This window comes from Streptomyces sp. NPDC058653 (assembly GCF_042716895.1).
Taxonomy (GTDB): Bacteria; Actinomycetota; Actinomycetes; order Streptomycetales; family Streptomycetaceae; genus Streptomyces.
Window position 1 is genome coordinate 1 of sequence record NZ_JBHXRM010000025.1, and the last position, 13,098, is coordinate 13,098.

Below are 13,098 nucleotides of genomic sequence, written 5' to 3' on the forward strand. Positions count from 1 at the left end.
GCCCGGGTCGGCTCGGCGGGGGGGCGGGGGGCGGTGGGGTGGGGGGGGCCCGCGGCCGCCCCACGGCGGCGCCGCGCACACCCGACCGGAGTGCGCGGCGCGCCGTACCGTTGCACCTGTAGTTACGTTTTCTGCACCACCCCGGCAGACAGCGGCGTCTACCACCTCGCAAGGAGTCCCCCGTGGCCATCTCGGTCTTCGACCTGTTCTCGATCGGCATCGGCCCGTCCAGCTCCCATACCGTCGGCCCCATGCGCGCGGCGGGCCTCTTCGCGCGACGGCTGAAGAACGAGGGCCTGATGGCCCACACCGCCTCCGTACGGGCCGAGCTCTTCGGCTCGCTCGGCGCCACCGGCCACGGCCACGGCACGCCCAAGGCGGTGCTCCTGGGCCTGGCGGGCGAATCCCCCCGTACGGTCGACATCGAGTCCGCCGACGCGCGGGTGGAGACCATCCGCACCGGTGGCCGGATCAGCCTGCTCGGGATGCACGAGATCCCCTTCGACCTCGACACGGACCTGGTCCTGCACCGCCGCAAGGCGCTGCCGTACCACGCGAACGGCATGACGGTCTCGGCGTACGACTCCGCCGGCGGCACCCTCCTGGAGAAGACGTACTACTCCGTCGGCGGCGGCTTCGTCGTGGACGAGGACGCCGTGGGCGAGGACCGCATCAAGCTGGACGACACGGTGCTGACGTACCGCTTCCGCAGCGGTGACGAGCTGCTGCGGCTGGCGGGTGAGACCGGGCTCTCGATCTCCGGGCTGATGCTGGAGAACGAGAAGGCGTGGCGCACGGAGAGCGAGATCCGCGAGGGGCTGCTGGAGATCTGGGGGGCCATGCGGGAGTGCGTGTCCCGGGGCATGACCCGTGAGGGCCTGCTGCCCGGCGGCCTCAAGGTCCGCCGCCGCGCCGCGAACTCCGCCCGGCAGCTGCGTGCCGAGGGTGACCCGGCGGCCCGCGCGATGGAGTGGATCACCCTCTACGCGATGGCGGTCAACGAGGAGAACGCGGCGGGCGGGCGGGTCGTCACCGCCCCGACCAACGGCGCGGCGGGCATCATCCCGGCGGTGCTGCACTACTACCTGAACTTCGCCGCGGCCGGCCACACGGACGCCGAGAAGGACGACGACATCGTCCGCTTCCTGCTCGCCGCCGGCGCGATCGGCATGCTCTTCAAGGAGAACGCCTCCATCTCGGGCGCCGAGGTCGGCTGCCAGGGCGAGGTCGGCTCCGCCTGCTCGATGGCCGCGGGCGCCCTCGCGGAGGTCCTGGGCGGCAGCCCCGAACAGGTCGAGAACGCCGCCGAGATCGGTATGGAGCACAACCTGGGCCTGACCTGCGACCCGGTCGGCGGCCTCGTACAGATCCCGTGCATCGAGCGCAACGGCATGGCGGCGGTCAAGGCGGTGACGGCGGCGAAGATGGCACTGCGCGGCGACGGCAGCCACAAGGTGTCGCTGGACAAGGTCATCAAGACGATGAAGGAGACGGGCGCGGACATGTCCGTCAAGTACAAGGAGACCGCGCGGGGCGGTCTCGCGGTGAACATCATCGAGTGCTGACCCCGCCGGCCGCGGCGCCGGGCCGGTCGCCCGGACTCACTCCACCGCGCCGCGTCCTCGTCCCCCTCGCCGGGTAGTAGCGGTATCGACGTACGGGGGAAGGGACGCCGTGCGCGGCACGAGAATGGCAGGAGTGGATGACATGGCCGGTATGTCCGCACTCGAACTCGAAACGCTCTGGACCGAGTTCCACGAGGTGGTCAACATGACCTCGCAGGAGATCGGCGTGGTCCTCCAGACGGACGGGGGGCCGGACGGGGACTCCGAGTGGACGAGTACCGGGCTGCGGGTGCTGGAGATCCTCCAGAAGCGGCGCAGCGAGCTGACCGAGGAGGACACCCGCGTCATGTACGACGTGGTGGAGCGCGTCGAGGACTTCGTGCCCGGCAAGGACGACCCGCCGAGCCGCGACCAGCTGATGAGGCTGGGCCACGACCCGCTCAGGTCGGCGCCCGAGGGTTCGCTCTGAGCCCGGTGGGCGTCAGCGGGGGATGTGCCACAGGACGACGCCGGCGGCGCCGATCAGCGCGGTGAGACTCGCGCAGAGCAGGCGCCGCCGCAGCAGCTGGTAGCGCGCGCTGTACTCCTCGCGCAGTTCGGCGGCGCGCGCCACCACCAGCTCCAGGGCCCGCCGGGACATGGCGATGTGGTCCTGGGTGTAGAGGCTGACGACCTGTTCGTGCTGTGCGGTGGTCAGCCACGGCATGCGGTCGGCGAAGACCACGGCGTGCGCGCGGGCCTCCCGCACCCGGCTCTGGGCCAGGAGATAGCCCTCCAGCTGCTGGATGCCCGCCGCGGCTTCCTTCGAGGACGGTGACGACTTGCCGATCACGGCCGGTCCTTGTCGTCTCCCGACGGACCGCTGACATCCGCTTCGGGTTCCACGATGTCCCGGCGGCCGGCGTTGTGCGCGTCCTCCAGGGCGGTGACCTCCGGGTGGTGCAGGTCGAACGCCGGGGATTCGGAGCGGATACGCGGCAGGGTGAGGAAGTTGTGCCGGGGCGGCGGGCAGGAAGTCGCCCATTCGAGTGAGCGGGCATAGCCCCAGGGGTCGTCGACCTCGATCTTCTTCCCGTACTTGGCGGTCTTCCAGACGTTGTAGAAGAACGGCAGCAGCGAGAGGCCCAGCAGGAACGCGCTGATCGAGGAGAGCGTGTTGAGGGCGGTGAACCCGTCGGCGGCGAGGTAGTCGGCGTACCGCCGCGGCATGCCTTCAGCGCCCAGCCAGTGCTGCACCAGGAACGTGCCGTGGAAGCCGGTGAACAGCGTCCAGAAGGTCATCTTCCCGAGCCGTTCGTCGAGCATCTTGCCGGTCATCTTCGGCCACCAGAAATGGAAGCCGGCGAACATCGCGAAGACCACCGTGCCGAAGACGACGTAGTGGAAGTGCGCGACGACGAAGTACGAGTCGGAGACATGGAAGTCCATCGGCGGCGAGGCGAGGATGATGCCGGTCAGGCCCCCGAAAAGGAACGTGACAAGAAATCCGATGGACCAGAGCATCGGTGTCTCGAAGGACAGCGAGCCTTTCCACATCGTGCCGATCCAGTTGAAGAACTTCACTCCGGTCGGCACCGCGATCAGGAATGTCATGAACGAGAAGAACGGCAGCAGCACACCGCCGGTGACGAACATGTGATGGGCCCAGACGGTGGCGGAGAGACCCGCGATGGCGATGGTCGCGCCGACCAGGCCGATGTAGCCGAACACGGGCTTCCGGGAGAACACCGGGAGGATCTCCGTGACGATCCCGAAGAACGGCAGGGCGATGATGTACACCTCCGGATGCCCGAAGAACCAGAAGAGGTGCTGCCACAGCAGCGCGCCGCCGTTCGCGGCGTCGAAGATGTGCGCACCGAATTTCCGGTCGGCCTCCAGGGCGAGGAGGGCGCCGGCCAGCACCGGAAAGGCGAGCAGCACCAGTACGGCGGTGAGCAGCACGTTCCAGCAGAAGATCGGCATCCGGAACATCGTCATGCCGGGCGCGCGCATGCAGACGATCGTGGTGATGAAGTTGACGGAGCCGAGGATCGTGCCGAACCCGTTGAACGCGAGGCCCATGATCCACAGGTCCCCGCCGATCCCGGGCGACCGGACCGAGTCCGTGAGCGGGGAGTACGCGAACCAGCCGAAGTCCGCGGCGCCCTGCGGGGTGAGGAATCCGGCGACGACGATGATCGAGCCGAAGAGATAGAGCCAGTACGCGAACATGTTCAGCCGGGGGAACGCCACGTCGGGCGCGCCGAGTTGGAGCGGCATGATCCAGTTGGTGAATCCGGCGAACAGCGGCGTCGCGAACATCAGCAGCATGATCGTGCCGTGCATCGTGAACGCCTGGTTGAACTGCTCGTGCGACACGATCTGAATGCCGGGGCGGGCGAGCTCGGCGCGCATGACCAGCGCCATGATTCCGCCCATGACGAAAAAGGCGAACGAGGTGATCAGATAGAGCGTGCCGATCGTCTTGTGGTCGGTGGTGGTCAGCCACCTGATGACGACATTGCCGGGTTCTTTCCGCCGTACCGGCAGCTCGTTCTGATACGAGTCGTCCTCACTCTCCTGCGGGGCGTCGACGTCAAATCCGGGCTGTGCTGCCACACCAACTCCAGTTCACTCACCGACCACCGACGCGAACCGCACATGCCGGCAGGGCAAACCCAGCAAAAAGAGGATGATTACGCCCGCAATGTATTCCATGCCGGTTGTCCGCACTTACCCGGAAGGCCCCGTCGGAAGGTGTTTCACACGTTCGTGGGGCAAGCCGACGCCCCCGTCGACCCGGCGCGCATATTGTTCTCTATTCCGGCTTTCGGCCCGCGACCTTTGTTTCAGCATCCCGGCGGAGAGGTCCGCGCGGACGGGTGTCCGGCCCGGTGCGCGGACGCGGGGCGCGTGGACGCCGGTGGTCAGGGGTTCAGACGGACCGGGAGGGTGGTGGAGCTGTTGGAGAAGAGGGAGGGGACCGGGACCAGGGTCGCGGGGTCGACCGCCAGGGTGAGCCGGGGGTAGCGCCTGAAGACCGCCGGGATCGCCAGGGCCGCCTCCAGTCGGGCCAGGGGGGCGCCGAGGCAGAAGTGGGGGCCGTGGCCGAAGGCCAGGTGTCTGCGCCGGGTCCTGGTGATGTCGAACTCGTCCGCCGCCTCGCCGTGTTGGGCCTTGTCGCGGCCGACCGCGCTGTACGGGGCCATGATCGCCTCGCCCCGGGGGACGCGTACGCCCGCGATCTCGACGTCCTCCAGGGGGTAGCGGAAGGGGAAGTTGCCGATCGGGGCGTCCCAGCGAAGGGTCTCCTCGACCACGTCCGCCCAGACCGCCTCGTCGCCCCGTTCGGCGATCGCGCGCTGGTCCGGGTGGGTGAGCAGGGCGCGTACGGCGTTGGTGATGAGGCTCAGCGTCGTCTCCTGGCCGGCGGAGAGCATCAGCAGCAGCGTGCCGACCAGTTCCTCCTCGCTGAGCGAGTCGGGGTCCTGCTCCCGGGCGGCGACGAGCGCGCTGGTCAGGTCGGTACCCGGGTTCCGGCGGCAGTTGTCGACGACCCGGGCGAGGAGCTCGTACTGCTCGATCTGGCTCGCCGTCACCTCCGCGGGATCCAGGTCGGAGCGGAAGATGTTGTCCATCAGCTCCTTCAGCCGGGGCCTCTCGTGCTCGGGCACCCCGAACAGTTCGCAGATCACCCGCATCGGCACGGGGTGGGCGAAGTGGCGGCGGAGATCGACGCCGCCGTCGGCGTCCGCGTGCGAGGGGAGCGCGTCGAGCAGCTCCTCGACGATCCGCTCGACGCGCGGGCGCAGTTCCTGGATCCGGCGGGATGTGAAGGTCTCGGTGACCAGTCGGCGCAGCCTGCGGTGTTCCTGGCCGTCCGACGTGACCATGTTGGTCACCTTCACCATGCCGACGAGCGGCCAGCCGTCGGAGATCTCGCCGCGCAGGATCGCGTTCCAGTTGCGCCAGTCCTTGCTGAAGCGCGGGTCGGCGATCATGTCGTTCAGCAGGGCGTGGTCGGTCACCGACCACGCCATCACGTCTCCGGGCAGCCTGATACGGACCACGGGGCCCAGCGCACGGAGTGCGGCGGCCTCGCCGTGGTGGTCTCGGCCGTGCGGGTCGAGGGTGACGACCGGAATCTCCGGCTCGGAGGAGGCCGTGGCTCGCGGGGTCATGTGCTTCTCCAGGACTCGGGCTGGTTCGGGCTGTGCTGTCCCCGGCCGGTACGGAGCGGAATCCGCGCCGCCGAGAACCGTGCCGGGAGGGCGACCGGGACCCGTGTCCAGGGTGAGGGCCGCCAGGTCAGCTCCTCGGCGGGGACGGCGAGTTTCATGTCGGGCAGCAGGTTCAGCGCGGTGTTCACGGCCGTACGGGTGATGAGCCGGGCCGGTACCTGCGCCGGGCAGACGTGCGGTCCGGCCGAGAAGGCGAGGTGGGCGCGGTTGCCCGGCTCCTCGTCGCCCTCGTCGGGGCGGATCGCCGGGTCGTCGTTGGCCGCGGCGTGGCCGAGGATGAGGCAGTCGCCGCGCTGGATGAACCGGCCGCCCAGCTCGGTGTCGTGCAGGGCGTACCGGGCCGGCATGTTGTTCATGGGCGGGTCGCGCCAGAGCGCCTGGTCGAGCGCGTCGTCCACCCCGAGCCGGCCGCCGTGCAGCCGGGCGGCGAACCGCTCGTCGGTGAGCATCAGGCGCAGCGTGTGCGCGATCCAGGCGGTGACCGTCTCGTTCCCCGCGGAGATCATCACCACGATCGACTGGAGGCGCTCGGCCTCGTTGCGGAGGTTCGGGTGGTTGATGAAGACGGTCGTCATGTCGTCGGTCGGGTTGCGCCGCCGCTCGCGCACCGTGTCGAGGAGGATCTCCTCGAAGTGCCGGTTCCCGGCCTGCGAGTCGTCCGCGCTGCCGAACAGGGCGATGAGCGCGTCCAGCAGCTCCCGCCCCTCGGCGGCGTCCAGGCCGAAGAGCGAGGCGAGGGAGAGCATCGGCACGATCGTGGCGTACTCGTTCACCAGGTCCGCGCTGCCGCGCTCGGAGAACTCCGCGATCAGGTCGGTGCAGATCTGCTCGACATGGCGCCGCACCTTGCGCTGGTCGATCCGCGCGATGCCGTCGTCGAGCGGCTTGCGCAACCGCCGGTGCTCGGCGCCGTCGGCGCCGATGACGTTCGCGCGCCAGCCCATCATCGGGAGCAGACCGGAGTCGGGGGAGACGACCCCGTCGTGCATATGGCGCCACTTGCGGCCGTCGCGGGAGTAGATCTGCTCCTGCCGGGTGATCGTCAGCAGCTCCCGGTAGCCCATCACCAGCCAGGCGGGGACGCCCGGTTCGAGTTCGACCTTGGCCACGTTGCCCCACTCCGCGCGGAGGCGGCGGTAGACGGCACGCGGATCGGGCGCGCCGACGGCGGCGGACAGCGGGAGCAGCCCCGTACCGCCGCCGGGGTGGGAACGGTGCGCCGGGCAGCCGGGCGGAGGTGACGCGGCCGGCTCGGAGGCGCCGGCGGACGCGGGGTGCGGGGCGGAACTCATGAGGCGGTCTCCGGAGTGCGTAACGAGCTCGCCGACACGTACTCGACGAGGCTGATCAGGGCGTCGACGGACGACGCGTGCTCGCGTGCGTCGCACACCACCACCGGCGTCGCGGGCAGCAGGTCCAGCGCGCCGCGCAGTTCGTCCGGACCGTGCTGCTCGCTGTCCGGGAACTGGTTGACGGCGACCGCGAACGGCAGCCCGCGCAGCTCCAGTTGTTCGAGGACGTCGAAGCTGTCCTCCAGTCTTCGGGTGTCGACGATGACGAGGACACCGAGCGCGCCCTCCGCCAGCCCCTCCCACAGATCCCAGAACCTGCGCTGCCCGGGGGTCCCGAACAGATAGAGGACGAGGCGGGAGTTGAGGGTGATCCGGCCGAAGTCCATGGCGACGGTGGTCGTGCTCTTCGTACTCATGCCGGCCAGGTCGTCCACGCCGACGCTCGCCTGCGTCATGACCTCCTCGGTGCGCAGCGGTTCGATCTCGCTGACCGAGCCGACCAGCGTGGTCTTGCCGACCCCGAACGCGCCCACGACGAGGATCTTGACGGCCCGCTGGACGGTGTCGGGCAGATAGCGGTCAGCGGAGCCTGCGGAGACCATCCAGTACCTCCTGGAGGAGTTGCTGTTCGGGCACGGCGGCCTTGGGCACACCCGAACGGGCGGCCAGATGGCCGCTGTCGACGAGATCGGACGCCAGTACCTTCACCAGGCTGACCGGCAGTCGGAGATGGGCGGCCGCCTCCACCACGGAGAGCAGCCGCTCGCACATCCGCACCAGGGCGCGTTCTTCCCTGGTCGCCGAGACCGGCAGGGCGCGTGGAGGACTGATCACCACGAGGAGGGTCTCGATGCTGATGGTGTTGCGGGTCGGCCGGGAGCGCCCTTTGGTGATCACGTAGGGACGTAACGCGCTGTCCTCGTACGGCTCCTCTCCCGGACCACTCACACGGAGTCCTGCCGCGGGGGACTGCTCAGGTTGCCCGCGCCGATCTTCATCACCTGCGCCTGCATCTGCTTGGCGACGAGCTTGGGGTCCACCACGGGGCCCGTCACGACGGCGAGGTGGGCCCCGTTGGCGCTGCGCATGAAGAGGAAGCCGCCGTTGAACTCCACCATCTGCTGGTGGACGGCTCCGCCGTCCGCGCCGAACTCACGGCCGAGACCGCGGCCGAGCGACTGAAGCCCCGAGCAACTGGCCGACAGACGCTCGGCGGAGTCCCGGTCCATGCCCTCGGAGCTGGCCAGCAGGAGCCCGTCGGCACTGAAGACGATCACCCGTTCGACCCCTGGTACGACGGCGACCTCGGCGATCATCCAGCTGCGCTGCTCCGGGTTCTCCACGTAGCTCATAGTCACGTCTGTCCTTCTGGGGGGAGGGGGGTGGCGGACGAGGGCGGGTCGTGCGGGCCCTCGTCGGTGGCGGAGTCCGTGGCGGCGGACTCGCCGGAGGGCGGCAGGGTGCGTCCGCCCTCGAAGAACTGCTCCATCCAGTCGCCGGCCTCTTCCGGTGTGCCGGGCGGGGTCACGGCGGTGGGGGTGGTGGGGCCGGTCCCGGTGCCGGGCTCGTACGCGCCGCGCCGCGAACGACGCTGCGGGAGGCGTCGGGCGGAAAGGGGCGGGACGGTGGGCTCCGCGACGACGGCGGGCCCGTCGGGCGCCATGTCTCCGGGGGCGGGCTCGGGCGCGGGCGCGGGCTCCGCCGTCGGCGCGCGGCTCGGGACCTCGGGGATCGGCTGCGTCGAGGGCAGGACCCTCCCCGGCGGCGTACCGGCGGGCGCCAGCGTCTGGAGTACGTCCAGCGGCACCAGGACCACGGCCCGGACACCACCGTACGGCGAGGGCCCCAGATCGACCTGGAAGCCGTGCCGTTCGGCGAAGCGGCCCACGACCGCGAATCCGGTCCGCGGGATCTCGCCCACGTCGCCGACACCGAGCAGCCGCTGCCCGGAGACGATCTCGCGCGCCCCGGCGAGCCGGTACTCGTCCAGGCCCAGACCGCCGTCGTCCACCTCGATGACCGCGCCGCGCTGCACCGTGCGCACCGTCACGGGCACACCGGTCCTGGGCGGTGAGTACTCGGTGGCGTTGGCGAGGAGTTCGGCGATGAGATGGATCAGCGGTTCCACGACGGACGGGGCGACGCCCACGTCCGGGTCGCCGCTGACCTCGACGCGCTTGAAGGCGACGATGCGGCCGGAGGCGGCGCGTACGACGTCCACCAGGGCGAGCGGTCGCTGCCACTGCTGGCCGGGCCACTCGCCGCACAGGACCTTGAGGCTCTGCGCGTGCCGGGCCTGCTGGGTGGCCGCGTGGTCCACCAGCATCGTGGTCTCCAGCAGGTCCGCGTCGCCCGGGTAACGGTCGGCCAGCCCCGTCACGGTCGCCTGGATCCGGTGCGCGGAGGTCTGTACCCGGCTGGCCAGTTCGACCAGCGAGAGGCGCTGCGACTCCTCCCGGTCGTCGGCCGCCTCCGTGACGGCGTCCAGCATCCGGTCGAGCCACTCGGCGACGCCGGGGCCCAGCTCGTCGTCGCCGTGCAGGGGCTCCGGGATCTCCTCGGTCCGGGAGAGCGCGGCGGGCAGCCGCTTCATGACGGTGAACTCGACCTCGGCGCGGACCAGTTCGGCCCGGTCGCGTACCCGGCCCTGCCAGTGCTCCTCGCGGCCGGCCAGCTCGGCCCGTACGTCCCGCGCCTCCGCCCCCGCGGCTTCCGCCTCCGCCCGTATCGCCTCGGCCGCTGCCCGTACGCGCTCGGCCTCCACCCGCGACCGGTCGGCGTCCGACACGGCGTCACGGTGCCGCCGGCGCAGGGCTTCCAGGGTGGCGAGGACCAGCAGGGCGACCGCGCCGTACGCCACCGCCGCCCCTGCGTGTACGCCGGCCAGCGGCATCGCGCCCGCGGCGAGGGCGAGCGGGGCGAGCAGCCGTGCGACCGACCACAGGAGCCGTGACCCGCGGGCGGCCGGGGGTAAGGCGGGTGAGGACGTGGGGGATCGGACCATGGGGAAACCTTCGAGTTCGCTGAAGTCGATGTCCGGTCGGTGAGTCGTCCGCGGCGTTTCGTGCGTGGGGACGCATGCGGGTGACTCGCCAACCACCCCCGAACCAGACATGGTTGAGTGATCGTATATCCGATCGGCATATGAAGCGGTCGCTTCTCCGACACGGGCGGTGACCTGCCCGCTCCGCACCGCGACCGCGCCCCGGGATGCCCGAACGGGCAGCCCCTCCGGCCTCGTTCCGCGACCGCTCACGCTCCCCCGGAACCGCTAGTGCGTGAAACGCGGCAGCCACTTCGCCTGGTAGTCGGGGTGCCCCGCGTACTCGGCCGCCATCTGCCGGACGACGAAGCCCATCCCCACGGCGCGGCCCGACGGGAAGTCGTGCTCGGGGCGGTCGACGTCCAGGTGCGCCACTTCCGCGTACTCCCCCAGCAGCACTCTGCTCGTCTCGATACGGCGCAGCGTGCGGGCGGGATCCTGGAGGGCGATGTGGCGGTCGTACCCCTGCGTCCGGACACTGAACGAGATTCCGCCGGAGCGGTCGTGGACCTCGCCGGGCGACTCGGGCGGGCATCGCCACGCCTCACCGCCGGCCGCCCTCGCGACCTGCTCCTCCTCGTCCAGGCGTGCCCGAACGAAGGCCAGCATGTTCGTGTTGTCTGCTTTCACGTCCGGATCCCTCGCCGTGCGGTTCTGCTCGTCGCTTGTACTCGTATACGTGTCCTTGAACGAATCGACAACTCGTTGACAGGCACATACACCCCTAAGATCATCACATTGGCCGGAGTGACTCCACGCCTCCGCTCCCTCGCGCGATGTCCGGGAGCCGATCGGTCGTGTACCCCGACAGCGCCTGGGAACCGCTGTCCGCCCGGTCCACCGTGAATCCGGTGGTGCGCTTCGGTACCGCTCCGTGGGCGCCGCTCACGCGCTCGGGGCCGCCGAGACGCGGCCCGCTCAGCGCGTACTGAGCCAGTGCGGGTCGGGGACCACCGTGAGGACGGCGGAGACGAGCACCACGCCCGCCAGGACGGCCAGTTCGACGCGGGCCGCTCCATGGGCGTCGCGGTCGCGGCGCAGCCGCCGACGGGCAACGAGGGCGAGCACGCTCGCCACCGCGACGAGCACGAGCTTCGCGATGAGGACGCGCCCGTACGCCGACGTCAGCACCACGTCGGGGGGCAGCCGGCGCAGCGTCGACAGCGTGCCCGTGGCGGCCAGGACGACCAGGAGCCAGAGGGCGCCGCGCGCGTAGCGGGTTAGGACGGCGCGGGCGTCCGCCGGGGCGGCGCGGCGCAGCCACATGGTGCGCAGGACATGGCAGAGGCCGCCGGCCCAGAGGGAGGCGGCGATGAGATGGACGACCGTGAGGGCGGTGCCCCACTCCGGTGAGTACGGCTCCGGGTGGGCGCGCAGCGCCTCCGCGAGGGCCACCGCAGCGAGCGGGACGAGGGCCAGGCGCGGGCGGCCGGTGCCGGCGCAACCGGCGGCGAGCAGGAAGCCGTTGGCCATCACGAGCAGCAGGCCGCCCTCGCGGGTGCCGTACGTCGCCGGGATGTCGAGGTCGCTCACGACCGCGAGGACCACGATCTGTCCGGCCGATCCGGCGGCTCCGACGAGCGCGGCGGGGAGTGCGAGGGTGCGTGGCAGGGGCCCGGTGCGCGCGAGCGCGGCGCCGGCCAGTTCACCGAGGTGCAGGGCGAGCGCGGTGAACACCGCCGCGCGCAGGAGGGAGGTGGTGCCGGCGGCGGGGATGCGCAGCTCGCCGGTGCCGTGGGTGGCGAGGCCCGCGCCGTACAGCACGAGGAGCAGCGCGGCCACGGCGCCGAGGACGACGGCGGCGCCCCGTCCGGCGGGTCTCGTCGGGCCGGGCCGCCCGGCCGCTGTCGCTCCTGGGCCTGTCGTCCGGCTGCCGCCGGGTTCGGGGACCCCGGCGCGCGCTTCTGCCGCGTTGTCGTCGGTCGGCATGGCTCCGCCGTGCCTCCCTCTCCCGCCCCGCGCTCGCACGCGCCGACCCCCGTTCCCCGATCCCGCCCGGCCGCCCGCCGGCCCGATCGACAGGTCCCAGGGCCTGGAGCCTGTCCGATCCGCCGGACAGGGCCTAGCCCTTGGCCCGGGACGCCAGGAATTCCTCGAAGGTGAGGAGTCCGTCGTTGTTGGAGTCGTGGGCGTTGATCACGGCCTGCGCGACGGTCTCCGTCACATGGAAGTCGCCCAGCTGCGCCATCGCGCTCTTGTACTCGGCCGCCGTGATCAGCCCGTCGCTGTCCGCGTCGAAACGGTCGAACGCCTTGCGCGCCTCTTCGATGTCCGCCACTGCTTCCGCCCCTTCTGGTGCCCTATCTGATGGGAGTCAGATTATCGGCACGCCGCCGCCCTCTCGGCGGGGGCCCGGCGCAGCCCGCGCGGGAGCGGTCCTGGGCGCCAACGCCGTCAGGGATGGCGGTCGGAGACCCGCATCTCGAACCAGGTCGTCTTGCCGCGCGGCAGCAGATCCACGCCCCACCGGTCGGAGAGCTTGTCCACCAGGAACAGCCCGCGCCCGCTGGTGTCCAGGTCGCGCACCGGCAGCAGACACGGCAGTCCGCGGGAGGGGTCCCTGACCTCGATCCGGATCCAGCCGCGGCGGCGCAGCATACGCAGGCCGAAGACGCGGGCGCCGGTGTGCCGTACGGCGTTGCCGACGAGTTCGGAGACGAGCAGCACCGACTGCTCGGCCATCTGCGGGGTCAACGCCCACTGCCGCAGTACCACGATGTGAGTGAGCCTGCGGGCCGCCAGGGCGGACTCGGGGCGGGAGGGCAGACGGACCTCCGCCTCCGTCGGGTTACCGAACAGTTCGAGCACTCCGCGTGCCTGTTCGTCCTCGACGGCCGGCGTCAATCGCGTAGCGGTCGCGTCGCCGCCGTGCCGCGGTTGTTCCACACCCTCAAGGCCCGCCATGTGTCCATCATGGCTGCCCAGGCGGGCTCCCGGGGGCGTTCCGGGGTAATCGGCGCCCCCGAACGGCCCAGCCC

General features: G+C 71.0%; 14 protein-coding genes. 2 read left to right on the forward strand and 12 right to left on the reverse strand.

The genetic code is table 11. From position 1 onward, the window contains the following. The first annotated feature begins 182 nt into the window (after positions 1–182). Positions 183–1,565 (forward strand): L-serine ammonia-lyase, encoded by a 1,383-nt coding sequence (locus ACFWU9_RS21375; RefSeq protein WP_384320645.1) that lies wholly within the window; start codon positions 183–185, stop codon positions 1,563–1,565. A gap of 142 nt (positions 1,566–1,707) precedes the next feature. After that, a complete protein-coding gene (locus ACFWU9_RS21380; RefSeq protein ID WP_384320647.1) occupies positions 1,708–2,034 on the forward strand; it encodes a DUF3140 domain-containing protein in 327 nt (108 codons plus the stop codon). A gap of 12 nt (positions 2,035–2,046) precedes the next feature. Here the strand turns inward: ACFWU9_RS21380 and ACFWU9_RS21385 are convergent, their stop codons facing one another. The 12 genes from ACFWU9_RS21385 to ACFWU9_RS21440 all read right to left on the reverse strand — a co-directional run bounded on the left by ACFWU9_RS21385 (position 2,047) and on the right by ACFWU9_RS21440 (position 13,024). Next, positions 2,047–2,397 carry a hypothetical protein gene (locus ACFWU9_RS21385; RefSeq protein ID WP_384320649.1) on the reverse strand — a complete coding sequence of 117 codons (351 nt, stop codon included), beginning with the start codon at positions 2,395–2,397 and terminating at the stop codon, positions 2,047–2,049. Beyond that, on the reverse strand, positions 2,394–4,163 hold the full coding sequence (gene ctaD, locus ACFWU9_RS21390; RefSeq protein ID WP_384320651.1) for a cytochrome c oxidase subunit I: 1,770 nt from the start codon (positions 4,161–4,163) through the stop codon (positions 2,394–2,396). The genes ACFWU9_RS21385 and ctaD overlap by 4 nt, the downstream gene beginning before the upstream one ends. Before the next feature lie 308 nt (positions 4,164–4,471). After that, positions 4,472–5,725 (reverse strand): cytochrome P450, encoded by a 1,254-nt coding sequence (locus tag ACFWU9_RS21395; RefSeq protein WP_384320653.1) that lies wholly within the window; start codon positions 5,723–5,725, stop codon positions 4,472–4,474. Further along, complete coding sequence (locus ACFWU9_RS21400) at positions 5,722–7,077, reverse strand: cytochrome P450 (protein ID WP_384320655.1); 1,356 nt, start codon at positions 7,075–7,077, stop codon at positions 5,722–5,724. Before ACFWU9_RS21400 ends, ACFWU9_RS21395 begins: the two co-directional genes overlap by 4 nt. Next, the gene (locus ACFWU9_RS21405; protein ID WP_384320657.1) at positions 7,074–7,679 is read right to left on the reverse strand and encodes an ATP/GTP-binding protein; all 606 of its coding nucleotides are present in this window, start codon (positions 7,677–7,679) and stop codon (positions 7,074–7,076) included. The genes ACFWU9_RS21400 and ACFWU9_RS21405 overlap by 4 nt, the downstream gene beginning before the upstream one ends. Next, positions 7,657–8,025, reverse strand: a complete 369-nt coding sequence (locus ACFWU9_RS21410; protein ID WP_384320659.1) for a DUF742 domain-containing protein — start codon at positions 8,023–8,025, stop codon at positions 7,657–7,659. The genes ACFWU9_RS21405 and ACFWU9_RS21410 overlap by 23 nt, the downstream gene beginning before the upstream one ends. Beyond that, entirely contained in the window at positions 8,022–8,429 is a 408-nt protein-coding gene (locus ACFWU9_RS21415; RefSeq protein ID WP_384320833.1) for a roadblock/LC7 domain-containing protein, read from the reverse strand. The genes ACFWU9_RS21410 and ACFWU9_RS21415 overlap by 4 nt, the downstream gene beginning before the upstream one ends. A 2-nt stretch (positions 8,430–8,431) precedes the next feature. After that, the gene (locus ACFWU9_RS21420; RefSeq protein ID WP_384320661.1) at positions 8,432–10,081 is read right to left on the reverse strand and encodes an ATP-binding protein; all 1,650 of its coding nucleotides are present in this window, start codon (positions 10,079–10,081) and stop codon (positions 8,432–8,434) included. Positions 10,082–10,348: 267 nt separating this feature from the next. Next, complete coding sequence (locus ACFWU9_RS21425) at positions 10,349–10,729, reverse strand: DUF6221 family protein (protein ID WP_384320835.1); 381 nt, start codon at positions 10,727–10,729, stop codon at positions 10,349–10,351. Positions 10,730–11,038: 309 nt separating this feature from the next. Beyond that, complete coding sequence (locus tag ACFWU9_RS21430) at positions 11,039–12,049, reverse strand: CopD family protein (RefSeq protein WP_384320663.1); 1,011 nt, start codon at positions 12,047–12,049, stop codon at positions 11,039–11,041. Between the two features lie 133 nt (positions 12,050–12,182). Next, the gene (locus tag ACFWU9_RS21435) at positions 12,183–12,398 is read right to left on the reverse strand and encodes an EF-hand domain-containing protein (protein WP_384320665.1); all 216 of its coding nucleotides are present in this window, start codon (positions 12,396–12,398) and stop codon (positions 12,183–12,185) included. A gap of 116 nt (positions 12,399–12,514) precedes the next feature. Beyond that, positions 12,515–13,024, reverse strand: a complete 510-nt coding sequence (locus ACFWU9_RS21440; protein ID WP_384320667.1) for an ATP-binding protein — start codon at positions 13,022–13,024, stop codon at positions 12,515–12,517. Positions 13,025–13,098 lie beyond the last annotated feature (74 nt).

Coding starts and splice junctions, on each gene's coding strand:
- ACFWU9_RS21440 (WP_384320667.1), bottom strand. CDS start 13,024: ATGGCGGGCCTTGAGGGTGTGGAACAACCGCGGCACGGCGGCGACGCG.
- ACFWU9_RS21380 (WP_384320647.1), top strand. CDS start 1,708: ATGGCCGGTATGTCCGCACTCGAACTCGAAACGCTCTGGACCGAGTTC.
- ACFWU9_RS21425 (WP_384320835.1), bottom strand. CDS start 10,729: ATGCTGGCCTTCGTTCGGGCACGCCTGGACGAGGAGGAGCAGGTCGCG.
- ACFWU9_RS21405 (WP_384320657.1), bottom strand. CDS start 7,679: ATGGTCTCCGCAGGCTCCGCTGACCGCTATCTGCCCGACACCGTCCAG.
- ACFWU9_RS21400 (WP_384320655.1), bottom strand. CDS start 7,077: ATGAGTTCCGCCCCGCACCCCGCGTCCGCCGGCGCCTCCGAGCCGGCC.
- ACFWU9_RS21415 (WP_384320833.1), bottom strand. CDS start 8,429: ATGAGCTACGTGGAGAACCCGGAGCAGCGCAGCTGGATGATCGCCGAG.
- ACFWU9_RS21430 (WP_384320663.1), bottom strand. CDS start 12,049: ATGCCGACCGACGACAACGCGGCAGAAGCGCGCGCCGGGGTCCCCGAA.
- ACFWU9_RS21420 (WP_384320661.1), bottom strand. CDS start 10,081: ATGGTCCGATCCCCCACGTCCTCACCCGCCTTACCCCCGGCCGCCCGC.
- ACFWU9_RS21395 (WP_384320653.1), bottom strand. CDS start 5,725: ATGACCCCGCGAGCCACGGCCTCCTCCGAGCCGGAGATTCCGGTCGTC.